We start from the raw sequence: 23,548 nt of genomic DNA on the forward strand, positions 1-23,548 counted from the left end.
CGCCCCGATGGGACGCGATGCCCAGATCGCCGCCTCGCTCCTGGTCGAAGCCGGAATCCCGTCGAAGACGGCTGGCGATCTCCAAACCTTCATCGACGCGCTCAATGAAGACACCGCCTTCGTGATTATCACCGAAGAGGCGCTTCGCTCATCCGACCTTCGGCAGATTTCAAGCTGGATAGAGACGCAGCCAAGCTGGTCTGACCTCCCCTTCATCATCCTCACGCATCGCGGCGGGGGGCCGGAGCGCAACCCTGCCGCCGCAAGGGTTTTGGAGACGTTGGGCAATGTGAGTTTCATCGAGCGGCCGTTCCACGCCACGACATTCGTGAGCGTCGCGCGCTCGGCGCTGCGCGGCCGCCGGCGGCAATATGAGGCCCGGCTGCGCATCGAGGCCCTGGATGAAGGGGAACGACGGCTTCAGACGGCCCTGGAAGCGGGCCGGCTGGGTGCCTGGGAACTCGACCTCGCCACCAGTGCCTTGACGACATCGCCGACCTGCCGCGCCGTCTTCGGGCACGATCCGGGAGACACGTTCACCTATGCGCAACTCCTTGCCAGCATTCATCCGGACGATCTGGAGCGAATGAAGACAGCGGTAAAGGCGACCATCGACACGGGAGCGGACTACGCGATCGAGTATCGCACGATCTGGCCGGATGGCTCCGCGCATTGGGCGGAAATCAGGGCGCAACTCTACCGGGACCGAAGCGGCAAAGCCGTGAAAATGGTCGGCGTATCCTCCGACATCACCGCCCGGATGCGATCGGAGGAGCATCAGCGCCAGCTCAACGAAGTGCTTGAGGAGCGGGTGGCGGAGCGCACTGCCGAACTGCACGAAGCCCATGCCGTCGTGATGGCGGAAGTGGCACAACGCGAACATGCCGAAGAACAGCTCCGGCAGGCCCAGAAGATGGAGGCGATCGGCCAGCTGACAGGCGGCGTCGCGCACGATTTCAACAATCTGCTGATGGCTGTGCTCGCCAATCTCGAATTGCTGCGAAAACACGCCGGCGACAATCCGAATGTCATCAGGCTGATCGACGGTGCCCTCCAGGGCGCCCGGCGGGGTGCATCCTTGACGCAGCGGCTTCTCGCCTTCGCCCGGCGCCAGGATCTCCACATCGGTTCGGTCGATCTTGCCGGACTGGTGCGGGAAATGGCCGACCTGATGAAGCGCTCTGTTGGCACCAGCGTCGTCATCGAAACCGCCGTCCCCGACGACCTGGATCCGGTGCTCGCCGATTCCAACCAGTTGGAATTGGCCTTGCTCAACCTCGTCGTCAATGCGCGCGATGCCATGCCGGACGGCGGCACCATCCGCATCGGCCTGACCGAGCAAGAGCTGGCGCACCGGGAAGACGAGCTCGCACCGGGGCGCTACGGCGTTCTTTCGGTGACAGACCAGGGCCATGGCATGGACGAGGAAACCTTGCAGAAGGCGATCGAGCCCTTCTTCTCGACGAAGGAACTCGGCAAGGGCACGGGGCTGGGATTGTCGATGATCCACGGCCTGGCGCTACAGCTTAAAGGCCGGTTGCGGCTCATCAGTGCGCCTGGAAAAGGCACGACCGCCGAACTCTGGGTTCCCGTCTCGAAACAGGCGCCCGCCCAGCCCAGCGAACCGGCGCCCTCCCCGCAAGGCCGCAATTCCGGCCCCAAGCGCATCCTGCTGGTTGACGACGACTTCCTGATCGCGATGAGTTCGGTCGACATGCTGGCTGATCTCGGCCATGAGGTCGTCGAAGCGCATTCCGGCAGGGACGCGCTCGAACGCCTCAAGCAGGATGGCCCCATCGACCTCCTGATAACGGACTATTCCATGCCGGAGATGAATGGCGGCGAACTGGCAAAGGCCGCCCGCGCGCTGTTCCCGGACCTGCCCATCCTGATCGCGTCGGGATATTCCGAACTCCCGGCCGAGCTTGGCTTCGAAGTCGCCCGCCTTGGAAAACCCTACACGCAGCAGCAGCTCGCGCTGGAAATTTCCAAGGTCCTCGATACCGCATAGGACAATGCCGAAGCGGCGCGAGCGTGCCCGGATGGGGCAGGCTCGCGCCGCTCGCAGGCGTGTTCGGGGCGCCGGTTATATCAGGTCATTCGCCGGCAGGCTTGGCCACCGTTGCCATGCTCTCGTCGCGCTGGTTGAGATATTGCTTGAGCGCGAAGATGCCGGCGATCATGCAATAGCCGTAGACCAGCGGCATGGCCTGGGCCTGCGCGATACCGACCGTGGGGGCATGGATCACGCCCAGGAAGGTCAGTACAGCGCCAACCAGGGCAGCAAGCACGCCGGCCATCGGGCGGTCGGTGATGGCGAAGATCGCGATGCAGCCCCAGGTCATGCTGCTGAGCGGCGCGCCATTGCCGAGGTTCGAAAGCCCCTGGTAATAGACGCCCTTGTGCGCAAGCGCCTCCACGCCCACCGTCTTGGCATTGGTTCCGGCCGCCGCCAGCGTGTTGTTCAGAAGTGTCAACGCCCAGTTCGCGATCCATGGGAACATGGTGATGAAGATCACCGGCACTTCGTTCTTGGGCGATTCGCGAACCACCTGGTTGCAGGTCACCACGCCGATGTAAACGAGGATCGGCAGCACCGCGACCATCGGGATGACCGCCAGCAGGAAGGCGCCAAGCCCGAACAGCGTGATCAGGAACATGCTGATGCCGGTAAACAGCGTATAGCCGGTGCTGGCGCCGATGGATTTCCAGCCGGCATGGCCGATATAGACCGTCACCGGGAACGGATTGCCGAACATGGCGCCGATCGTCGAGGACAGGCCGTTCGCCAGCATGACCTGGCGGGTCGGATAGGGATCGCCGGCGGCATGCGCGCTCTCGATATTCTCAAGGTCGAACACATAGTTGGCGAGGCCGAGCGGCACAGCCGAGGCAAGGTAGGGCAGCGCATGCGGCAGGCCCTGGAGGAAGCTTCCCACATGCAGCGTCGGCGGATTGAAGCCGAAGGTGCCGAGCGATTCCGCCACCGCCGCCGGGTTTTGCAGCCCGAAGGCCCAGGCCAGCACCGTGCCGGTTGCGAGCAGGAGGAAGCCGGTCGGAACCTTCGGCAGGAGCGGCTTCTTGCCGAACCAGTTGAGGAAGATCAGCACGAGGACGACGAAAGCGATGGTCGGCGTCTCGAAGGATTGCAGCATCGGGTTCATGGCCAGCAGCAGCAGGCCAAGCCCCGCAAGGCACGACAGCAGCACGGTGCGCGGGATGATTTGCCGGATCTTTTCGCCGAAGAAGGACCCGCCGGCGAGGATCATCGCCTCGACGACGCACCAGACCAGGGCAATCTGCAGGGCGAATTCGGCATCCTTGGTTTGCAGGTAGACCGGCAGGATGACGAGGAACGTCACCGTGAAGATCGACGGCGAACTCGGCCCCGAAGGCAGCGCCGTGACATCCGTTCGCCCGGTGGATTTCACCAGGCGATAGGCGAAATAGGTGTACCAGAGGCTCGCAGCGAGAATTGCCAGGCCAAAGGCCGGCGCGATCTGACCATAGACCATGTCCTTGGGAAAACCGACGACGAAGACCAGAAGCGCGATCATCGTCAGAAGATTGGTCAGATTGTTGGCAAGAAGGCCGAAGTAGCCGCCCCAGTCTCCCTTGCGCCAAATGAAGTTTCTATCCATGTCTCTCCTCCCCATATGCGCAGGTATCCGGCAGCCATGCGGACATGGCCACGCAAACCCGTTCGCGCGGTGAATACGGCCGGTGCTCCCCCCAGAGCGCAGGCCAATGCCGATTTGTAGCGTCGCCTCCGGGCCTTAGCCGGCGAGGTCGATTTCCATGCCGACGCCTTTTTCGCGCGCTCTTGCGACAAGAAGCGCGCCGATCGCCAGGTCCTGGACGGCAAGGCCGACGGAGTTGAAAAGGGTGATTTCCTCCGGAGACGTTCGGCCCGAAGCAGCCCCTGTGATGACGTCGCCGATCTCGGTGGACGCCTGTTCCCTGGTGATCGCGCCCTCGGCGATGGCCATCAGCAGGTCACCCGAATCGTGCATGGCCATGGGCAGGCTGTCGAGGAAGACCCGCGCCCGCGCCATGCCGGCGGAATCGATCTCGCGATGGTCCGGCCGCGGCGGCGCGCCGACGGCGTTGATATGCTGGCCCGGCTTGAACCACGCCCCCTCCACATGGGCCTCGCGCGACGGCGTCAGCGTGCACACGATATCGGATTGCGCAAACACATCCTGCGGCGAGGCGGCGGCCTCCAGCACGAGATTGGGGAAATCCTTGCCGACCCGTTCGATGAAACCGGTAACAGTGGCCGCCGATCGCGACCACACCACCACGCGCTCGATGGAGCGGACCTGACAGATGGCGCGCACATGCTCGACGGCGAGGGCGCCCGCGCCGATCAGGCCGAGCACGCGGCTATCGGGACGCGACAGATGCCGCGTGGCGACGGCGCTCGCCGCGGCCGTCCGGATGCGGGTCGGGATCTGGCCGTGGAAGATCGCCACCGGCGCGCCCGTCTCCTGCGACACCAGAAGGGCCACGGAGCGCTGCATCGGCAGGCTGCGCGCCGTATTGTCGGGAATATCGGCCAGCAGCTTGACGACGGCGAGACCCTGCCGGTCGGCAAGCGCGGGCATCGCCAGGAAGGCGCCCGTGCCCGAAGGAAGCTTCATCGCGGTTGCCGCGGGCTGCGCAGCCGTGCCGTTGGACATATCGGCATGCGCGGCTTCCACCACCTCGATCACCTCGGCCATGGTCACCAATCCTTCGATTTCGGACCGGGACAACACGAGGGTCGTGCGTGGAGTGAGGTGACGGTCGGCTCTGATATCGACATCCATCGGCGTTCTCGCTGGCTTCGAGTTATGTTGGGAATTCGGATCGTACAGAAGGATTTTCCATCCTCGGGAATTTCAGGCTACGGCGTTTGTATGCAATGTCAAGAAATTTTGCTTACAAAAATTTACCATAAAGCATACCCTTATTATGCAAAGCCTTGCTGCCCTCACGCGCACGTCTCGACTGCGATCGCAGATTCGCGATGCAGCGTTAGGCGAATGCCCTCACGTCAAATAGGTAATAGCTTTCGTGGATGAGATGCTTGAGGTCATCAGAATCGGCTTCTTAGCGATGCGCAAAAACGCTTGACGTTTGCAAAAATTGAATACGATATATCGATATTATTGCGTACAATTAATGCAACCTGATGGAGGGGGACAAAATGGATCGTTCACAATTTGGCCTTTCGCGACGCGGCTTTATGGGAGGCGTTGGTGCGGGAAGTCTGGCGCTGGGGGTTGGTCTGGCGGGAAGCGCCGGTGCCGCGGAAACGGTGTCGGCGATCGACGTCAGCATCGTTACGACCCCGGTCATCGACGTGGCGACGCTGCCGAACACCTACTATCTGCTCAACGTGCGTCTGGAGACCGGCTTCGTTGAGGAGAAGAAGCCGTGGCTCGATGCGCCGGTCATCACGCACACCAGCACCGAGCTGAAGACGCTGCACGTCACCGGCGGCAAGATTGCCGGGATTCTCGATGCGAAGACGCCTGTTCCTGCGGGTGCCGCGGCCTATGACGCGCAGGGCCAGCTGATGGTGCCGACATTCACCGACATGCACACCCATATCGACAAGACCTTCTACGGCGGTCCCTGGGAGGCGACGATCCCGACGCAGAACTTTCGGGTGGATCGTGTCGCGCAGGAGCGTGAGCTTCTGCTAAAACTCCTGCCGACAGCCGAGGAGCGCACGGCCGCGATCATCCGCCTCATGCATTCGCGCGGCACCACGATTTGCCGCACCCATTGCAACGTCGATCCGGTCAGCGAGCTGGCGAACCTTGAGCATCTCAAGACCTCGCTTGCGCGGTTCAAGGATACGCTCACCTCGGAGATCGCCATCTTCCCGCAGCATGGCCTGCTGGTTTCCGACAGCGTCGGCCTGATGCGCGAGGCGCTGCAATCGGGTGGCGTCAGCTATGTCGGCGGCATCGACCCGGCCTCCTTCGACAACGACATTGAAAAATCGGTCGACACGACGGTACAGCTCGCGATCGATTTCAACGTCGGCATCGACATCCATGTGCACGATCCGCGCGACACCGCCATTCCCACGTTCAACCGCATCATGGACCACATGGAGCAGAACAAGCATTTGCAGGGTAACGTGACGTTCAGCCATGCCTACTCGCTGGCCGAGCTCTCCAAGGGCGAACTCAAGGACTTCGCCGCCCGCATGAAGGCGCTCGGTGTCACCTTCGCCACCGCGGTTCCGCTGGGCCGGTACGCCATGCCGATCCGCGACCTGCACGAGGCCGGCGTCGACGTCATCTGCGGCACGGACAGCGTGATCGACTGGTGGGACTCCTTCGGCAATTGCGACATGTTGCAGAAGGCGAACGAAATCGCCCGGATCGATTATTCCAGCATCGAATATGAGATCAACCGCACGCTGGGCTATGCGACCGGCTTCGTCACGCCGCTCAACGACAAGGGCGAACAGGTGTGGCCGAAGACCGGCGACGACGCGAGCTTCAACCTCGTGCCCGCCAGCTGCTCGGCCGAAGCGGTCGCGCGCCTGCCCAACCGGAATGCCGTCGTCCACAAGGGCAAGCTCGCCTACGGCGTCATCCCCAAAGCCGGCTAACCTTGGCTGGGGCCGGTCTTGCGCCGGTTGTTGGAATCAGCCCTTCAAACCGGTTCGGTTTGAAGGGTCCCTCCGGGTATTTGATCGCGGCGATGGGTCGGCCTGCGCAGCGTGATCTTGACCGCCGATTTGCCGAAGAAATGATAACCCGAGCCGCCCTCTGCGATGACGGCGAGAAAGGCATCGGGATCGGTGACCTTGATGCCGCCGAGAATGTGACAGCCGCGCTCGAAGAAGGCGTCGGGGATCATCGTGACGGTCGGGCCGACGACGACGATGCGGGCCGACGGCTTTGCCAGGGCGATCAAATCGCCAAGGGTATCGTTCGCCAGCGTCGTGCCGGTGATGATCAGCACGTCCGCCTCGGGGACCACGTCCGGCGCCCTTTCGGCCTCCTTGAAATAGGGCATTTCGTGTGGCTTGAGGGTGGAAGGGTCCTTCTCCAGCACCCAGTGCCGTGCGCCGATGTTCCGCAGTTCGCGCAGGAACGGCACGAAGGCACCGACCACGACAACGGTCTCGTCCGCCCCAACCTCAGCGCCCGCAAAAGCGTCCAGCCCCTCGACGATCTCAAAACCCTGCGGCGTGCGGTTTTCATTGACGATCTGCGCCAGCGCATTGAGCGTGGCGATGCCGACGCTGCGCCTTATACCGACCTGTTCGACGGCCTCGTCGAGGAGGTCTGCGGCGCGGCGGCCGCGCAGCTTCCCCGGAAACGGCATCGCCATCGCGGAACTGGGGCAGCAGACGGCCTCCGGCATGTCCTTGACCGGCGTGGCACAGGCCCCCGCATGCCCCGTCGACAGCTTCACGCCGGTGAAGAACAGCCCGATGGCGACACGCTCGATGGTTATATCGTCGAGCGCGGGACCGAGGCTGGCACGCACGATCTCGACCGTTCTCCTGAGGATGGCATTCGCCATGCTGGCCTCCTGCATCGGACGGCCAAAAGTGAAGTTCGTCGCCGTCGTTATATCTCTGTATAACCAACGAAACCGGATAGGAACAGCGTCTAGGGCTTAGCGGCTCGCCGGTGCACGACCGTAAAGCAGCAGCATGAGGACGATCATCAGGCCGTAGATGATCTGACGCCCGGCTTCCGGCATCTGCATGACGGAGAGAATGGATTGCAGCAGCGTGATGAGGATGACGCCGGCGACGGTGCCGAGGTAGGTGCCTCGGCCGCCGAGGATCGAGGTTCCACCCAGCACAACCGCGGCAATGGCCGGCAGCAGGTAGGCGTCGCCCATGGATTGCGCGGCTTTCGAGGCGTAGCCTGCCAGCAGCACGCCGCCGAAGGCCGAAAGGCCGCCCGAGACGGCAAAGGCGATCATGACGATGCGCCGGGTGTTGATGCCGGAGAGATAGGCCGCGCGCTCTCGATTGCCGATGCCGTAGACGGCGCGGCCGAAGCCGGTGCGTCCCAACACGAAGACCATGGCCCCGCCGATCAGCGCCCAGATGAAGACGACGTTGGGGATGCCGGGGATGAGGCCGCCGGTGGCGAGATAACGCATGGCCGCTGTGGCGGAATCCTGCGGCGAGAAGCCGCCGGTATAGACCACCATTACACCCTGCGCGACGGCGTTGGTGGCGAGCGTCACGATCATCGAGGGGATGCGCAGATAGGCGACCCCAATGCCGTTGACGACGCCGATGGCGACGCCGCAGAGAATCCCGAACGGAATGGCGAGCGCCACGCCGAAGGGACCGTAGGCGGCAGCGGCGCAGGCCATCATCGCGCCCGTCGCCACGGCCCAGGGCACGGAAAGGTCGATCTGCCCGAGCAGGATGACGAGCATCATGCCCGTGGCGATGACGCCAAGGAACGACGCCACCTTCAACTGCTGCAGGAGATAATCCGGCGACAGGAAGTTGCGGGAGTACAGGCTGCCCAGCACAAGAAGCAGGATGATGCAGCCAAAGGCCGTCAGGACCGCCGGATCGAAGCGGTGGATAAAGCCCGGCTTGCGCCCCGTTGCACGCGTCATTGCCGTCTCGCTCACAGGAACCACTCCAACCGATTGCGCACCCGGAACAGCGCGAAAGCCCCGAGGCTGACCGCCGCAAGCAGGATGAGGCCCTGGAACAGCGGTTGCCAGAGCGGATCGAGATCGAACACGAACAGCAGGTCGCCGATCGTGCGGAACGCCAGCGCGCCGAAGACGGCGCCGATCGCGCTGCCCTTACCGCCGAACAGCGACACGCCGCCCAGCACCACGGCCGCAATCGAAAACAGCGTATAGGCGTTGCCGCTCGCATAGGCCGCATCGCCGGTATAGGTGAAGAAGGTGAGGAACAGCCCGCCGATGGCCGCCACGAAGCCCGCGAGCGTATAGGCGAGGAACTTGCCACGCCGGATCGGCATGCCGGACATGTAGGCCGCGGTTTCGGAAGAGCCGGCGGCATAGGCGGCGCGGCCATATACCGACCGGCTGAACGGCACCCAGACCAGCACGACCACCGCCGCAAGCGCGACGAGGCTTGCCGGAACGCTGCCGAAGATCCGCCCCGTCAGGGCGTCTGCGAGGTCTTCGTTGACGGAGCCGCCGGGGAACGGCCGCAGCAACAGCGCAATGCCGAAATAGACGGCGCCTGTCGCGATCGTCGCGACGATGGGCTGGAGCCTGCCGTAGATGACGATGGCGCCGTTGATCGCTCCGCAGAGCGCGCCGACGGCCAGCACGACGACGACGCCGAAGGCCGTTTCCAGCGGCGTGCCGACCACCAGCCAGGAGGCCAGGCAATTGGTGAGCAGGAAGATCATGCCGATCGACAGGTCGATGCCGGCGGTGATGACCACCAGCGTCTGCGCCATGGCGATAAAGGCGAGGAGCACGCCCTTGTTGGCCGCGGTCTGCACGACATTGGCCGTGAAACCCGCCGGGTGGTTCGCCGTGTAGATGACGAACATCACCACGAAAATCGTCAGCGCCGTCAGCGTACCGCGTTGCTCGGCGAGCCGGTATTGCCAGTCCTTCATGACGCGGCCCCCTCGTGCATGCTCTCGACGGAGCGGATGTTAAGCGCGCTGGCGATCAGGGCATGTTCGGTTATCTCCGCCCCCACCAGCTCCCGTTTCACGGCCCCGTCATAGAGCACGAGGACCCGGTCGCAGCAGCCGATGAGTTCGGCATAGTCCGTCGAATAGAACAGGATCGCCGCGCCCTCGTCCGCCAGCCGGCGCAGGAGCTGGTAGATCTCCTGCTTGGTCCCGACATCGATGCCGCGCGTCGGATCGTTGAGCAGGATGGTGCGCGGCTGGCGCATCAGCCATTTCGCGATGACGACCTTCTGCTGGTTGCCGCCGGAAAGCGCGCCGACCGGCGCATCGATGCTGCCGGCCTTGATGGCGAGCAGCGTCATCATGCGATCGATGAAATCCTGCTCCTTCGCGCTGTCGATGATGCCGCCGCGGGTCAAGCGATCGAGGGAGGCGAAGGAAAGGTTGTCGCGCACCGTCATCGGCAGCATCAGCCCCTCGGTCTTGCGGTCTTCCGGGATAAGCGCCATGCCGATGCCCTGCGCGCGGGCCTGCGCCGGGCTGCCGATGCCGACCGGCTTGCCGTCCACATGCACCGTGCCGCGCAGCCCGCGCAGCACGCCGAACAGCGCCAGCAGCAGGTCGCGCTGCCCCTGCCCGTCCAGCCCGCCGAGGCCGAGGATTTCACCGGCATGCAGGGAAAAGGAAATGTCCTGAAGACGGTCCGTCCAGGAAAGATTGCGCGCTTCGAGGACAGGCACCCCCTGCAGGGCGCGCTCCGGCTTCGGCGGATAGACGCTGTGATATTCGCGACCGATCATCATCTCGATGACCTCCTCGTCGCTCTTCGAGCCCGCCGGATAGCTCGCGACCTTGCTGCCGTTGCGAAAGACCGTGCAGTCATCAGCCAGTTCTGCGATCTCGTTCATGCGGTGCGAGATATAGAGCAGCGCCAGCCCTTCCGCGCGCAGGCGCTTCAGCACCGCGAAGACCTTCGACACGTCGGCCGCCGTCAGCGCCGAGGTTGCCTCGTCGAGGATGAGGATGCGCGGCTTGCGCGCAAGCGCCTTGGCGATCTCCACCATCTGCCGGCGAGACAGCGGCAGGTCCTTGACCAGCGAGAGAGGATGGATGTCGGCGGCACCCGCGCGCGCCAGCGCTTCTTCCGCCAGGCGCCGCTGCGCCTTGCGGTCGATCATGCCGAAGCGCGTCGGCGGATTGGAGATGATGATATTGTCGGCGACGCTCAGTTCCGGAATCAGCGAGAGTTCCTGGAAGACGCACACGATGCCGGCATCATTCGCCGCCGCCGGCGAGGCGAAATCCACCGCCCGGCCGTCGAGCATCATCTGCCCCTCGTCCGGCGCCACCACGCCCGCCATGATCTTGATCAGCGTCGATTTTCCCGCGCCGTTCTCGCCCAGGATGGCATGGATCGCCCCTGCCCTTACCGACAGGTCGGCCTTTTCAAGCGCCCGGACGCCGCCATAGCGTTTCGATATGCCTTCCATGCGAAAGAGCGGTGCGGCACTTTCCATTACTCTCCCCGAAAACCGTTTTGCCGAAGGGGGCATCGCGCGATTGCGCGATGCCCGATCTTGCCAAGGCCTACTGGTTTTCCTTGCTCTGCCCCATGATCTCCTGCGCGGTGAAGTTGATGCCGCAGCTCGGGAAGGCATTGCCGACGAAGAAGTTGTCGGATTCGGCCGGGAAGTAGTCCTGCCCGTCCTTGAAGTCCGGATCGGACGTGATGGCCAGCGGCAGCTTGACCTCCTGCGGCACGACCTGGCCTTCGAGTGCTGCGATCGCGGTCTTGATCGCAACCGCGACCTGGGCCGGACCGGAGCCCGCAGAAGTGCATTTCAGCCCTTCGGCAGCAAACTTGGCGCAGAACTTGCGGAAACCATTCTCCGTTTCGCCGCCAAAAGGCACGAAGGGATGTTTGGCATCGATCATCGCCTGCACGATGCCGGTATCGCCGCCCTGGCCGGTAATGCCGTCGAACGGGCCGCTGGTCGCGATCGCGTCCGCCGTCACCTTCTGGGCCACGCCGTCGTCCCACTTGCCCATGACCTCGGTGACATCGAAGGTCTTGCCCGATGCCTTGAGCTTTTCATGAATGCCCTCGTGCCGGTCGGTATCGACCGACGTGCCGGCGACGCCGCGCACCTCCAGCACCTTGCCGCCTTCCGGCAGGTGCTTGACCAGCCAGTCGCCCCACAGTTCGCCCAAGCCCTTCTGGTCGACGTTGACGTTGATGGCGTCCTCGGTGTCCAGGATATTGTCGAAGGCGACCAGCACGACGCCGGCTTCCTTCGCCCGCTTGATGACGGGCGCAAACGCGGTCGGGTTCTGGGCGTTGACGACGATGGCATCGTAGCCGGAATCGATGAAGTTGTTGATCGCCGAGATCTGGGCGGGCACGTCCTCGCCCGTCGAGACGACCTTGAACTCCTTCAGCTTGGCCGCGACGTCGGATTGCGCGGCATAGGCCTTGGCGGTCTGCACCATCTGGATGCGCCAGGTGTTGGCGATGTAGCCGTTGGCCAAGGCTATGCGATAAGGCCCATCCTTCTTCGGAAATTTGAGAAACTTGGTCTCCGCGGACCAGGGTGCAAAACACTCCGGCTCGGCGGACGGTCCCGTAACGATCTCGGGCTCGGCATAGGCCGCGGATCCGAGCATCAGGAATGCAGTAGCGGCAACGATGCCGCCAGCGAGTGACTTCACCATCGACTTTTCCTCCCTTTTGGCGCGCACCTTTTTCGGCCGTCGGTCCGAAGGCGGAAACAGCACGAATAGCACCGGCATCGGCACGCTGGATGCCCGGCTCAACCCTTGACGAAGCGTCCTGGTTCTCCTCCCGAAAACGCCGCCGTCCTCCATTTGGTTAGCGCTACCATGATAAATTGTAAAGGAATTTTTGTGGGTCGAAAAGCGTGGCATATCGGCCATTATCAGTGAATATTCGCATTCAAATAGCGTAGGCGCAAAAAAGCTATTCACTTCCCATATGATAGCGCTATCATAAATCGATGAGGGGGAGATACCATGTCTGACGATTTCGAAATTCTGGACCGGCGCTTCGTCCGTCTGGTCAATCACAGCGCCCGGGTGGAGCAGCTGCACACGGGATGCCGCTGGGCCGAAGGCCCGGCCTACTTTGCCGCCGGGCGCTATGTCGTCTGGTCGGACATCCCCAACGACCGGATGCTGCGCTACGACGAGACGGACGGCCATGTCAGCGTCTTCCGCCAGCCGTCGAACTTCTCCAACGGCAACACCACGGACCGGCAAGGCCGGCTGTTGACCTGCGAGCACGGCGGGCGGCGCGTGAGCCGCACGGAGCACGACGGCAGCATCACCACGATCGCCGAACGCTGGAACGGCAAGCGGCTGAACTCGCCGAACGACGTGGTCGTGCGCTCGGACGGCTCCATCTGGTTCACCGATCCCGCCTACGGCATCGAGACCGATTATGAAGGCCACAAGGCCGAAAGCGAGATCGGCGCCTGCCACGTCTACCGCGTCGACCCGGCGACCTGCGAGGTCGCCGCGGTCATCACCGACATGGTGCGGCCGAACGGCCTTGCCTTCTCGCTCGACGAAAAACAGCTCTACGTCGTCGATACCGGCCGCACGCACGGCCCGGAAAACCCCGCGCATATGCGCGTCTTCGACGTCGACGCCGCAGGCAAAATTTCGGGCGGGCGCGTCTTTGCCGATTGCACCGTCGGCCTGTTCGACGGCTTCCGGCTGGATGACGAAGGCCGGATCTGGACCAGCGCCCGCGACGGCATCCATTGCTACCACCCCGACGGCACGCTGATCGGCAAGGTGCGAATTCCCGAAATCACCGCCAACTGCGTCTTCGGCGGACCCAAGCGCAACATCCTCTACATCTGCGCGACCAGTTCGCTCTATGCGGTGCGGCTCATGGTCAACGGTGCAAAACTCTATTGAGGCGGGAGGCCCGCAATGCCATTTGTGCGCATCACCATCGTGCGCGAGACCCTCGCGGACGATCCTTCAGGCAGGAAAGCTGCGATCAGCAGCAAGGTCGCGGCGGCGATTGCCGAGGCAACCGGGCTTCCCGAGCGCGAAATCTCCATCGTCTTCGATGAGGTCGACGCCAGGAACTGGTATGTCGGCAGCACGGATGTCGAGACCCTGCGTTTCCGAAGTTAGAGCCGTCAATGCGCAGCGGATTTTTGTTCGGAATGGCGCAGAAACAAAGAGATAGAGCACTTTTCTAATCCTGTTTCACCGGGAGTGCTCTGGCAGGAGCCGACGTGGCAGACGACATCATCTCCAAGGACCGGGGCCGCAGGGCAAGCCGACGCGGCAGCGGCCGGCCGACCATCGCCGACGTCGCCAAGCTCGCCGGCGTCGCCGCGATCACGGTGTCGCGCGCGCTGCGCGATCCGTCGCTCGTCTCTGCCGAACTGCGCGCCCAGATCGACACGGCGGTCGTGCAGCTCGGCTATGCGCCCGATCCCAACGCCCGCGCGCTCGCCTCCTCGCGGGCCGACGTGATCGGCGTTCTCGTGCCGTCGCTGACCAACATCGTCTTCGCCGACACGGTACGCGGCATATATGACGAGCTCGGCGAAAGCCCCCTGCAGATCCAGATGGGCAACACCCACTATTCTCCCCGGGAAGAGGAACGCCTCGTCCGCATGTTCCTCAGCCAGCGGCCATCGGCGCTGATCGTGTCGGGCATCGACCAGACGCAGACGACGCGAAAGCTGCTGGAAACCGCCGGCTGCCCTGTCGTGCAGATCATGGAACATGGCGACGATCCGGTCGACATGCTGATCGGCTTTTCCCATTTCGAGGGCGGCAAGATGGCGACCAACCATCTGCTGGAGGCCGGCTATCGCCGCATCGGCTTCATCGGCGCCCGCATGGACCCGCGCTCGCAACGCCGCCTCGCCGGTTATCGCTGGTCGCTGGAGGAAGCGCAGCTCTTCGACCCCAGGCTGGTCACCACGACACTGACCCCGTCGAGCGTGTCGCTGGGCGGGCAGTTGCTGGCCGATACGCTGGCCAAGGCCCACGACCTCGACGCCGTCTTTTGCAACAACGACGACCTGGCGATGGGCGTGCTGTTCGAATGCCAGAGGGCGGCGATCGCCGTGCCGCACCGCATGGGCATCTGCGGCTTCAACGACCTCGACATGATGCGCGTCGCCTATCCGCCGCTGACCAGCGTGCGCACCCCCCGCTACGAGATCGGTCGGCGCTCCGTCCAGATGGTACTCGACCGCCTGGCAAACCGCCCGGTTTCCCCTTCGATCATCGACCTCGGCTTCGAACTCCAGGCGCGCGAAAGCACGATGCGGTGAGACAGTTGGTCGGCAATCAAGCGAAGATGGCTGTTGCGCCGATGACGAACAGGATGGCGGATGCAACGACGACGATCACGACCTTCTTGCTCTTCGCCAAGGCGGCGGTGCAAAGCAGTGCATAATAGATCAGGTTCATGCTGGCCCAGATCGCGGTGTCCGATAGGGGCCACGGCGTGGTGAATGCGGAAATCGCATTCGGGATCTGAGTTATCAGGTTGCTGGCCAGCACGCAGAAGACAACGACATGCCGGTGCTCCATAATGTGGTTGTCGAGCGTGTCCTTCTCCGTCGCCTTCGGAAAAACCTGGGTGGCGGCGAAATAGTAGAGCAACGCGACCAATGCGACGACATATGCCAACATATAGTTGACCTCGGCCAGCTCACGATAGGCCCAGGCATTCATCCAGAACGTGATCAAGTCTAGAAGAAGAAGGATGCCGAACAGGGGCGCGACGATGCCCATTCCTCGGGTTTGACGTTCGTCATAGGCGCGTGAGAAGCCGGACGCGACCTCGGCAACGGCAAGGCCGAGCAGCAGGCCGTAAAAGCCGAACATGAAGGCGAATGCTTCGCTCACCGAATACCCCGTAGCAGGTCACAAGGCTTATAGCCGATCGATCACGTCGACCTTTACAGGCGGGGGAATGCGTTGGAAAGTCCGTTTGAAGCCACCAGGAAAGAGAGGCCGAGCCCCCTTCAGGATAGGTTTCTGATCCACGGCCGCAGATCGAAGCTCGATCCGCTGTCGAAACTCGACGGCGCGGTTCGTCCCTGTTTGCGGAATTCGGCAGGCGTTATTCCAAACCGGCGGCGGAAGACGCGGCTGAAATGGGATGGATCGGTAAACCCGCAAGCGGCGGCAATGATGCCGATATGCCGCGTGTCCTCGGCGTCTCCCAAAGCCTTTCGGGCATAGGCCAGGCGGCGATCAAGGATGAAGCTGGTGATGCCCTGATAGGGTTCAAAAAGGCGATACAGCGTCGCGCGCGACAGCGCCATGTCGGAGGCGAGCGTCTCGGCCCCCAGCCTTGTGTCGCCGAGGCGATTTTCGATGATGCGGCGCGCGCGCTGGAACTGCGCGTCCTTGAAAGGCACCGGCGCCAGATCCCCCATTTCGTCCATAGGCTCAAGGGCTGCGTGGTAGAGCGCCAGCGTCGCGTTGGCCACCGCGGCACCGATGGAGCGATGCATATTCGGCAACCTGTCGCGCAGGGAAACAAGATGATCGGCCATCAGTCCGCCGAGAATGGCGCCACGTGGGCCTTGTGACATGTGCCCATGGGGTATGTCTCTCACCTTGAGCAGGTCGCGCGGGATCATGACCGTGATATTGTCCGACGCGACCGAAGCCGTGCGGGTTTCGCGCGCCATGTCAAGCGTCACGAGATCCCCACGCCTCACCGTGATGGGACGATCGTCCAGCAGGCCGGTGTAGCCACCCGCCGTGTAGACCTGAACCAGGGCATGATCGACGCCATCAGTCAGCGCCTTCTGGCGATCCCGCGTGAACAGGGTCGCATCGAAACTGCCGATGCCGATGAGAATGTCGCCGAGGTGATAGGTGTCGTACTTCGCCGCGAACTTGGCCGCCGGATTGACGGGCGCGACATCGAACACAGGAGCGACCACTTGTTGCCATCCGAGAAAGGATTGCTGCGGATCCACTTCAGATGAATCGAAATGCTGGCGGAGCAGCAACGGTTCGTCCGTTTCAGTCATCTTGCAGTCCCGTATCGCCTACCCTAAAGCCTAGATGAGACAGCTATACCAGAGATGAGATCGTACGCTCATCACGAATGCGTCGGGCTGGGCTAAATACAGAGAATTCATTGACGATCTGGGATTCGGGAAAGCACATGATGAAAACCTATGCGTTCTGGCGAACGGCGGTCAGTGTCTTGCCGTTCAGCCTGCTGGGCTTCATCACGAACGGCGCCTTTGCACAGAGCGCCTGGGAAACACAGGAATACAAGAACGGCTGGCAGTTGGACGCCGTCAATGCCGCTGACGCCTATGCACTCGGCTATACCGGGCGTGGCGTCAATGTCGGCGTGCTCGATAGCGGCCTGGACACGCGGCATAAGGAATTCGACGGCCGCGTGCTGGACGGCTACGACTTTACAAACAACCAGAAAATCACCGGCAAGGCGAATTTCGATACCGACACCCATGGCACGCATGTCACCGGCATCATCGCCGCCGACAGGGACGGCGTCGGCATGCATGGCGTGGCGTTCGATGCGAAGATCACACCCGCAATCGTAGACCAGAACACCAGGAACCAGGACGCCGTCTATGCCGGTTCGTGGCGTTTCCTGGCGGACCAGGGCGTATCCATCATCAACAACAGCCTCGGCATCAACGATTGCGCCGCGGTGAACACGCCGCCTTGCAACGTCACGGACTACAAGCCGGGCGAACTTGAAAGCAACTATGCAGACACCATCGCGGCCATGAAATATACGGCCGAAAAGGATATCCTGATGGTCTTCGCGACCGGCAACGAGGGGCAGCCCTCGCCGGACGCACTGGGCGGAATGCCCTACTGGATCCCGGAACTGCGCGACAACTGGCTTGTCGTGGGCGCCGTCAATTCCGATGGCGAGCTTGCTGATTTCAGCAACCGATGCGGCGTCGCGGCAGAATGGTGCCTCGTCGCCCCCGGCGTAGATGTTTACTCCACCATGCCGCTCGGCACCGGCTGGGAACTGGATCCCGACTATGCGCTGGAAGATGGCACGTCGATGGCGACGCCCGTCGTTTCCGGCATCGCCGCCCTGGTCAAGGAGGCTTTTCCCTTCTTCAGCGCGAAGGATCTGCAGCAGACGCTGCTGACGACCGCGACCTATATGGGTGACCCGGAACTCTTCGGCTGGGGCATGGTCAATGCAGGGAAAGCGGTCAAGGGCTACGGCAGGTTCGTGTCCGACGTGATCATCGATACGAAGGGATATGACGGCACCTTCGCAAACGATATCGACGGTGCGGGATCGCTCACAAAAACCGGCGACGGAATTCTCGCCCTGACCGGCAAGAACACTTACCTCGGCGGCACGCTAATTCATGGTGGCATATTGTCGGTCAACGGCACGTTGAGTTCGCTGGTGGTCGTGGGCATCGATGGGACGCTGCGCGGTACGGGTACGATCGATGCACCGCTGAGCGTTGCCGGCCTGCTGGCACCGGGCGATTCACCGGGCACGCTGACGGTGGACGGTCCCGTGGCGCTACAGGAAACAGCCGTATCCCGGTTCGACATCGACGGCACGGGAACCGGAACGGGCGTCGGCAACTATTCGCGCCTCGTCACCACGGGCGAAGCCGGCGTGATCGGCCTTGCAGGCAGGCTCGACCCGGTCCTGCGCGGAATTTCGGGCGATGCGACGAACACCTACGTGGCGTCACTGGGCACACGCTTCAACATCATCCATTCGAGCGTCGGGATCATCGGCAGCTTCGACGCCTTCACTCAGCCCGGCACGGACGAACTGGTAAAGGGAACCCGCCTCGATATCCTCTACCAGACCACGGACGTTTCGCTGGCCGTGACGCCGCAGGTCTATGGCGATCTGGCATCGCACGGCCTCAGCACCACGCGCAACGTGGATGCCGTTGGCAAGGCGCTGGACGAGATCCGCCCCGACCCCGGCCCGCGTACAAACGCACTTTTCACGGGCCTTTACGGGACGGATGCAGACCGGCTCGCCAATGCGCTCGGCCAGCTCTCGGGTGAGGCGTACGCATCGGCAAACACATTACATGTCACTCACGCCAACGCGACGCAGGACGCGATCGCACAACGTATCCGAGCCGCCTTCGCAGCGGACGGTCTCGATGATCGCGCAACGTTCTGGTCATCAGCCAATGGCGGCTGGGGCGCGGCAGATGGCGGGGGCGCCGAAACATTCGATTGGGGAATGGCAAACATGCTGTACGGCCTGGATGCAGGCATTGGCGATATCGGCCGTTTTGGCCTTGCCGCCGGCTTGGGTCACAGCAACGGCGATGTCGGAAGCCAGAACGCTTCCGTCAAAGCCACCCACTACGACATCGTGACCTATGGTTCGACCGCGTTCGGGTCCTTCGACGCCAGCATCGGCGCGTCCTACACTTGGTCCGACATGACGACGCGGCGCACGCCGGCATTCGGCGGTTTCACCGAGACGCTGACGGCCTCCTACGACACCAGGACCGCGCAGGTTTTTGGCGAAATCGGTTACAGGGCAACGGTAGGAGAGTTTTATCTCAATCCCTTCGTTTCGGGTGCTTATCTGAGTGTAAAGGGGAGCAGCTTCAAGGAAAGCGGCGGGTCCGCAGCGCTCTCCGGAGCCGTCTCGTCGAGCGATATCGGCGTAACCCTCATCGGCACGCGCATCTCGACCGATTTCGAGGTGGACGCCGCCACGTTCTCGGCAAGCGCCCTGCTCGGCTGGCAACATCTTTACGGCGACGTGCAAGGCACGGCCGATGTTCGGTTCCCGGGTGGTACGCCCTTCAAGGTCGTCGGTGCCGCCCTAGCGCGCGATGCTGCACGCTTGGACCTGAATGTAGACTACATTCTAGACCCGAAAACGAAAGTAGGCCTCGGATATCGCGGCGTATTCGCGGACACGTCGCATTTCTCGTCGATCAAGGGTTATCTCAGCGTGGCCTTCTAGGCTCGCGTTGTGCCCGGTCAACGCACGTCCTACCACGCGTCGTAGTGGGTTTCAGAATCGACATACAGTGCGAGCAGCACCATCTACAAGGCGCCGCCTGCGACGTCGTGAACCATTTCCTCGAGATCTTGCAAAGTCAGCAAAGCTCACTATATACCTTTCGTAACTTACCAAAGGTATATAGTGAGCAATTTTACCTGCTGCCCGCGGTAACGCTGACGATATCGATATTCAGAGGGTTCCATGCACGCGCTCATCGTCGTTTCACACCCCAAACCGGGCTCCTTCACCCATTCCATCGCAAACCAAGTCGCGGAGGGAATTGCAGCCTCCGGCGCCCATTCCTTCGAGATCGCGGACCTTGCCGCGGAGGGGTTCGACCCGCGTTTCTCCGCGCAGGATCACGCCTTTTTTGTCGGTGAAGGCAAGCTGCCTGCCGACGTAGCAGCCGAACAGGCGCGGCTTGACCGGAGCGACGCGCTGGTTCTGGTCTATCCGGTCTTTTGGTGGTCCTTTCCCGGATTGCTCAAGGGCTGGATCGACCGGGTTTTCACGAACGGCTGGGCCTATGTGGAAGAGCCGGATGGCAGGATCGTGCGAAAACTCGGCCGGCTTCCGGTCCATCTGATCGCGGTCGCCGGGGCCAACATGCGGACCTATGCGCGGCACGGCTATTTCGGCGCCATGAAGACGCAGATCGATCATGGCATCTTCGACTATTGCGGCGCGCCTGTCGCGAGGTCGGAACTGCTGGTGCCGGATGAGAGATCCCACGAAGCCCACCTCGATACGGTGCGTACCATCGGCCGGTCCCTTTTCGCAGGTTGACGCCCGGCTCTCTCAGCTCTTCTTCTTGCTCTTCGCCTTGGCCTTGCGCTGCTCCTCGCTCTCGATGAGTTGCAGCGTCTTTTCCGGTGGCGTAACCAGGCCAACGGAGATGATGAGCTTGGCGGCGTCCTCGGCGCTCATGTCGAGCGGCACCAGCTTTTCACGCGGCACATAGACGAGGAAACCTGCCGTCGGGAACGGCGTCGGCGGCAGGAAGCAGGCGACCATGTCCTTGCCCATCGACTTGAATTTCGCGGCGATCTCGCCGCGCGCATCCGTCGCCACGAAGACGATCGCCCAGAGGCCGGGGCTCGGATATTCGATCATCGCCGCCTTGTTGAACGACGTGCCCTTGTCCTTCAGCACGGTCTCGAAGATCTGCTTCAGGCTCTTGTGCACCGTGCGCACCAGCGGCGTGCGGTTGAACAGGGAATCGCCGAACTCGACGATCGTGCGGCCGATGAGGTTCTTGCCGAGGAAGCCGACCAGCGTGATCAGGATCAGCGCGGTCAGGAGACCGAAGCCGGGAATGGCGAACTGGAGGTAGTTCTCCGGATTGTATTGTGCCGGAATATAGGGCTTCACCCAGCTGTCCGCCCAGCGGATGAAGGTCCAGGTCAGCCATATGGTGATGGCGATCGGCGCGCAGATCACGAGGCCGGTCAGGAAATTGTTGCGCAGCCGCGTGGCAAGCGACTGTCTCGGGACGAGTTCGGTCATCGGGTATCCAGGGTCTGGCAAGCGTGGGAGGGCGCTCAGCCGTAGAAACCCGGATGATAGGAAACGGTTCCGCCGCCGTAAACCGGTGAAAACGCCACACGCATGAAATACTCCGGGGGCACCCCGTCCAGCGTCAGTTTGGGGTCCGGCGCAAAGCCGAAACGGCCGTAATAGGCGGGATTGCCTAAAAGCACGCAGCCGCTCGCACCGAGCGCCTTCAATTGCGAAAGCCCTTCGCGCACCAGCTTGCTGCCGATGCCCTCGCCCTGGCGGGTGGGATCGACGGAAATCGGGCCGAGGCCGTACCAGTCCGTGCTGCCATCGGAGACCATGACCGGCGAGAAGGCGACATGGCCGACGACCACGCCATCCGCCTCCGCGACGAGCGAGAGCGTCAAGGCGCCAGCAGCGCGCAGGCGGTCGATGATGATGTGCTCCGTGCCGTCGGCGTGCGGCGCCGTCTTGAACGCGGTCTCCGTCAGCGTGCGAATCGCATCGATATCGCCGGCCTGTTCCGGCCGGATGATCATTCCACCGTCACGGATTTGGCGAGGTTGCGCGGCTGGTCGACATCCGTGCCCATGAAGACGGCGGTGTGATAGGCGAGAAGCTGGATCGGCAGCGAGTAGATCATCGGCGCGATGATCTCGTCGACATTCGGCAGCACGATCGTCGCCATGGTTTCGAGCTTCGAGGCCGCCGCACCCTTCTCGTCGGTGATGAAGATGATCCGGCCGCCCCGCGCCGCCACTTCCTGCATGTTCGAGACGGTCTTGTCGAAGAAGCGGTCGTGCGGCGCAATCACGATCACCGGCATGTTCTCGTCGATCAGCGCGATCGGCCCGTGTTTCAGCTCGCCGGCGGCATAGCCTTCGGCGTGGATATAGGAGATTTCCTTGAGCTTCAGCGCGCCTTCCATCGCCAGCGGATAGCTGGTGCCGCGGCCGAGATAGAGCACGTCCTTGCACTTCGAAAGCTCGCGCGAAAGCTGCTCGATCGACGGCTGGATGGTGTTGAGCACACCCGCCATGATGCGCGGCATTTCGGCGAGGTTGCGCACCAGCGCCTTCTCCTCGGCCTCGCTGATCGTGCCGCGCGCCCTGCCCGCACCGACGGCGAGTGCCGCCAGAACTGCGAGCTGGCAGGTGAAGGCCTTGGTGGAGGCGACGCCGATTTCCGGGCCGGCGAGGATCGGGAAGACAGCGTCCGACTCGCGGGCGATCGACGATTCGCGCGTGTTGACCACCGCGCCGATCTTCAGGCCGTTTTCCTTGCAGTAACGCAGCGAGGCCAGGGTATCGGCGGTTTCGCCGGACTGCGAGATGAAGAGCGCGGCCGAGGCCGGGTTCAGCGGGATCTCGCGGTAGCGGAATTCCGATGCGACGTCGATCTCCACCGGCAGGCGGGCATAACGCTCGAACCAGTATTTGCCGACGAGGCCGGCGAGATAGGCCGTGCCGCAGGCGGAAATGGCAAGGCTCGGCACCTTGGCGAAATCGATCGCCGAGGCGATGGGGCGCACCGTATGGGCGAGGAAATCGACATAATGGCTGAGCGCGTGCGAAATCGCTTCCGGCTGTTCATGGATTTCCTTTTCCATGAAGTGCCGGTGGTTGCCCTTGTCGATGAGATAGGCGGCAGCGGAAGACACCTGGCGCGGACGCTCGACGCGGTTGCCGTCGAGGCCGAAGATATGCGCGCCGTCACGGCCGATCACCGCCCAGTCGCCATCGACGAGATAGGTGATTTCGTTGGTGAAGGGCGCAAGCGCGATGGCGTCGGAGCCGAGGAACATTTCGCCACGGCCGTAGCCGATGGCAAGCGGCGGGCCGCTGCGGGCGGCCATGATGGTCGACGGATCGTCTTCGAAGATCACGGCGAGCGCATAGGCGCCGGTGACGCGGCGCAGCATGGCATGCATCGCCTCGCGCCGGCCGAGACCGTCGCGGCGGTATTTTGCTACGAGCTGGGCGACGACCTCGGTGTCGGTCTGCGTGGCGAAGGTGGCGCCCCCGGCGATGAGTTCGTCCTTCAGCTCGGAAAAGTTCTCGATGATGCCGTTGTGCACGACGGCGACGCCATCGACGAAATGCGGGTGGGCATTGGCTTCCGTCGGCGCGCCGTGCGTCGCCCAGCGGGTGTGGGCGATGCCGAGGGTGCCGGCAAGCGGCTCTTCGGAAAGGCGCTTTTCCAGGTTGAAGAGTTTGCCTTCTGCGCGGCGACGCTCGAGCTTGCCATCGACGATGGTGGCCACGCCGGCGGAATCGTAGCCGCGGTATTCAAGGCGCTTCAGCGCATCGACAAGCCGGCCGGCGACAGGCTGGTTTCCGACGATACCGACAATTCCGCACATGGCCCGCTCCGCGCTTTCGAAAAGTTTCTACTGCGTTCT

19 protein-coding genes are annotated in these 23,548 nt (G+C 63.0%); 7 read left to right on the forward strand and 12 right to left on the reverse strand.

Features of this window, described 5'->3' with window-relative positions; translation table 11 throughout:
• Positions 1 to 7 precede the first annotated feature (7 nt).
• A complete protein-coding gene (locus tag GB927_RS07000; RefSeq protein WP_256115949.1) occupies positions 8 to 2,011 on the forward strand; it encodes a hybrid sensor histidine kinase/response regulator in 2,004 nt (667 codons plus the stop codon).
• 85 nt (positions 2,012 to 2,096) lie between these two features.
• Here the strand turns inward: GB927_RS07000 and GB927_RS07005 are convergent, their stop codons facing one another.
• Together GB927_RS07005 and GB927_RS07010 are read right to left on the reverse strand one after the other, a co-directional pair.
• On the reverse strand, positions 2,097 to 3,641 hold the full coding sequence (locus tag GB927_RS07005) for a SulP family inorganic anion transporter (protein ID WP_256115950.1): 1,545 nt from the start codon (positions 3,639 to 3,641) through the stop codon (positions 2,097 to 2,099).
• 135 nt (positions 3,642 to 3,776) lie between these two features.
• Complete coding sequence (locus GB927_RS07010) at positions 3,777 to 4,811, reverse strand: ornithine cyclodeaminase family protein (RefSeq protein WP_256115951.1); 1,035 nt, start codon at positions 4,809 to 4,811, stop codon at positions 3,777 to 3,779.
• Positions 4,812 to 5,191: 380 nt separating this feature from the next.
• On the opposite strand from GB927_RS07010, the gene GB927_RS07015 reads away from it, so the two are divergent.
• Positions 5,192 to 6,616, forward strand: coding sequence for an amidohydrolase (locus tag GB927_RS07015; RefSeq protein WP_256115952.1), 1,425 nt, complete (start codon positions 5,192 to 5,194; stop codon positions 6,614 to 6,616).
• A gap of 44 nt (positions 6,617 to 6,660) precedes the next feature.
• Here GB927_RS07015 and GB927_RS07020 read toward each other — a convergent pair whose 3' ends face one another.
• The 5 genes from GB927_RS07020 to GB927_RS07040 all read right to left on the reverse strand — a co-directional run bounded on the left by GB927_RS07020 (position 6,661) and on the right by GB927_RS07040 (position 12,332).
• Positions 6,661 to 7,539, reverse strand: coding sequence for a DUF364 domain-containing protein (locus GB927_RS07020; RefSeq protein ID WP_256115953.1), 879 nt, complete (start codon positions 7,537 to 7,539; stop codon positions 6,661 to 6,663).
• Between the two features lie 96 nt (positions 7,540 to 7,635).
• A complete protein-coding gene (locus GB927_RS07025) occupies positions 7,636 to 8,607 on the reverse strand; it encodes an ABC transporter permease (RefSeq protein ID WP_256115954.1) in 972 nt (323 codons plus the stop codon).
• 11 nt (positions 8,608 to 8,618) lie between these two features.
• Positions 8,619 to 9,599, reverse strand: a complete 981-nt coding sequence (locus GB927_RS07030; RefSeq protein ID WP_256115955.1) for an ABC transporter permease — start codon at positions 9,597 to 9,599, stop codon at positions 8,619 to 8,621.
• Positions 9,596 to 11,137, reverse strand: a complete 1,542-nt coding sequence (locus tag GB927_RS07035; RefSeq protein WP_256115956.1) for a sugar ABC transporter ATP-binding protein — start codon at positions 11,135 to 11,137, stop codon at positions 9,596 to 9,598. The genes GB927_RS07030 and GB927_RS07035 overlap by 4 nt, the downstream gene beginning before the upstream one ends.
• Before the next feature lie 70 nt (positions 11,138 to 11,207).
• A complete protein-coding gene (locus GB927_RS07040) occupies positions 11,208 to 12,332 on the reverse strand; it encodes a sugar ABC transporter substrate-binding protein (RefSeq protein ID WP_256115957.1) in 1,125 nt (374 codons plus the stop codon).
• Positions 12,333 to 12,650: 318 nt separating this feature from the next.
• On the opposite strand from GB927_RS07040, the gene GB927_RS07045 reads away from it, so the two are divergent.
• From GB927_RS07045 to gntR, 3 genes are all read left to right on the forward strand, one after another.
• A complete protein-coding gene (locus tag GB927_RS07045) occupies positions 12,651 to 13,562 on the forward strand; it encodes an SMP-30/gluconolactonase/LRE family protein (protein WP_256115958.1) in 912 nt (303 codons plus the stop codon).
• A gap of 15 nt (positions 13,563 to 13,577) precedes the next feature.
• Positions 13,578 to 13,787: a tautomerase family protein gene (locus GB927_RS07050; protein ID WP_256115959.1), complete on the forward strand. Its 210-nt coding sequence runs from the start codon at positions 13,578 to 13,580 to the stop codon at positions 13,785 to 13,787.
• 104 nt (positions 13,788 to 13,891) lie between these two features.
• On the forward strand, positions 13,892 to 14,947 hold the full coding sequence (gntR, locus tag GB927_RS07055; protein ID WP_256115960.1) for an HTH-type transcriptional regulator GntR: 1,056 nt from the start codon (positions 13,892 to 13,894) through the stop codon (positions 14,945 to 14,947).
• A gap of 16 nt (positions 14,948 to 14,963) precedes the next feature.
• On the opposite strand, the gene GB927_RS07060 is transcribed toward gntR, so the two are convergent.
• Positions 14,964 to 15,527 (reverse strand): hypothetical protein, encoded by a 564-nt coding sequence (locus GB927_RS07060; RefSeq protein ID WP_256115961.1) that lies wholly within the window; start codon positions 15,525 to 15,527, stop codon positions 14,964 to 14,966.
• Positions 15,528 to 15,646: 119 nt separating this feature from the next.
• The gene (locus tag GB927_RS07065; protein WP_256115962.1) at positions 15,647 to 16,669 is read right to left on the reverse strand and encodes a helix-turn-helix domain-containing protein; all 1,023 of its coding nucleotides are present in this window, start codon (positions 16,667 to 16,669) and stop codon (positions 15,647 to 15,649) included.
• Between the two features lie 137 nt (positions 16,670 to 16,806).
• Here GB927_RS07065 and GB927_RS07070 point away from each other — a divergent pair, with 137 nt between their 5' ends.
• Both GB927_RS07070 and GB927_RS07075 read left to right on the forward strand, forming a co-directional pair.
• Positions 16,807 to 19,608, forward strand: coding sequence for a S8 family serine peptidase (locus GB927_RS07070; protein ID WP_256115963.1), 2,802 nt, complete (start codon positions 16,807 to 16,809; stop codon positions 19,606 to 19,608).
• A gap of 243 nt (positions 19,609 to 19,851) precedes the next feature.
• Entirely contained in the window at positions 19,852 to 20,436 is a 585-nt protein-coding gene (locus GB927_RS07075) for an NAD(P)H-dependent oxidoreductase (protein WP_256115964.1), read from the forward strand.
• 12 nt (positions 20,437 to 20,448) lie between these two features.
• Here the strand turns inward: GB927_RS07075 and GB927_RS07080 are convergent, their stop codons facing one another.
• From GB927_RS07080 to glmS, 3 genes are read right to left on the reverse strand one after another with little or no spacing between them, the layout of a single operon-like run.
• On the reverse strand, positions 20,449 to 21,156 hold the full coding sequence (locus GB927_RS07080) for a DUF502 domain-containing protein (RefSeq protein ID WP_256115965.1): 708 nt from the start codon (positions 21,154 to 21,156) through the stop codon (positions 20,449 to 20,451).
• Positions 21,157 to 21,191: 35 nt separating this feature from the next.
• Positions 21,192 to 21,686, reverse strand: a complete 495-nt coding sequence (locus tag GB927_RS07085; RefSeq protein ID WP_256115966.1) for a GNAT family N-acetyltransferase — start codon at positions 21,684 to 21,686, stop codon at positions 21,192 to 21,194.
• Positions 21,683 to 23,509, reverse strand: coding sequence for a glutamine--fructose-6-phosphate transaminase (isomerizing) (gene glmS, locus GB927_RS07090; RefSeq protein WP_256115967.1), 1,827 nt, complete (start codon positions 23,507 to 23,509; stop codon positions 21,683 to 21,685). Before glmS ends, GB927_RS07085 begins: the two co-directional genes overlap by 4 nt.
• Positions 23,510 to 23,548 lie beyond the last annotated feature (39 nt).

The sequence above is a fragment of the Shinella lacus genome, from assembly GCF_010994755.1.
Lineage (GTDB): Bacteria > Pseudomonadota > Alphaproteobacteria > Rhizobiales > Rhizobiaceae > Shinella > Shinella lacus.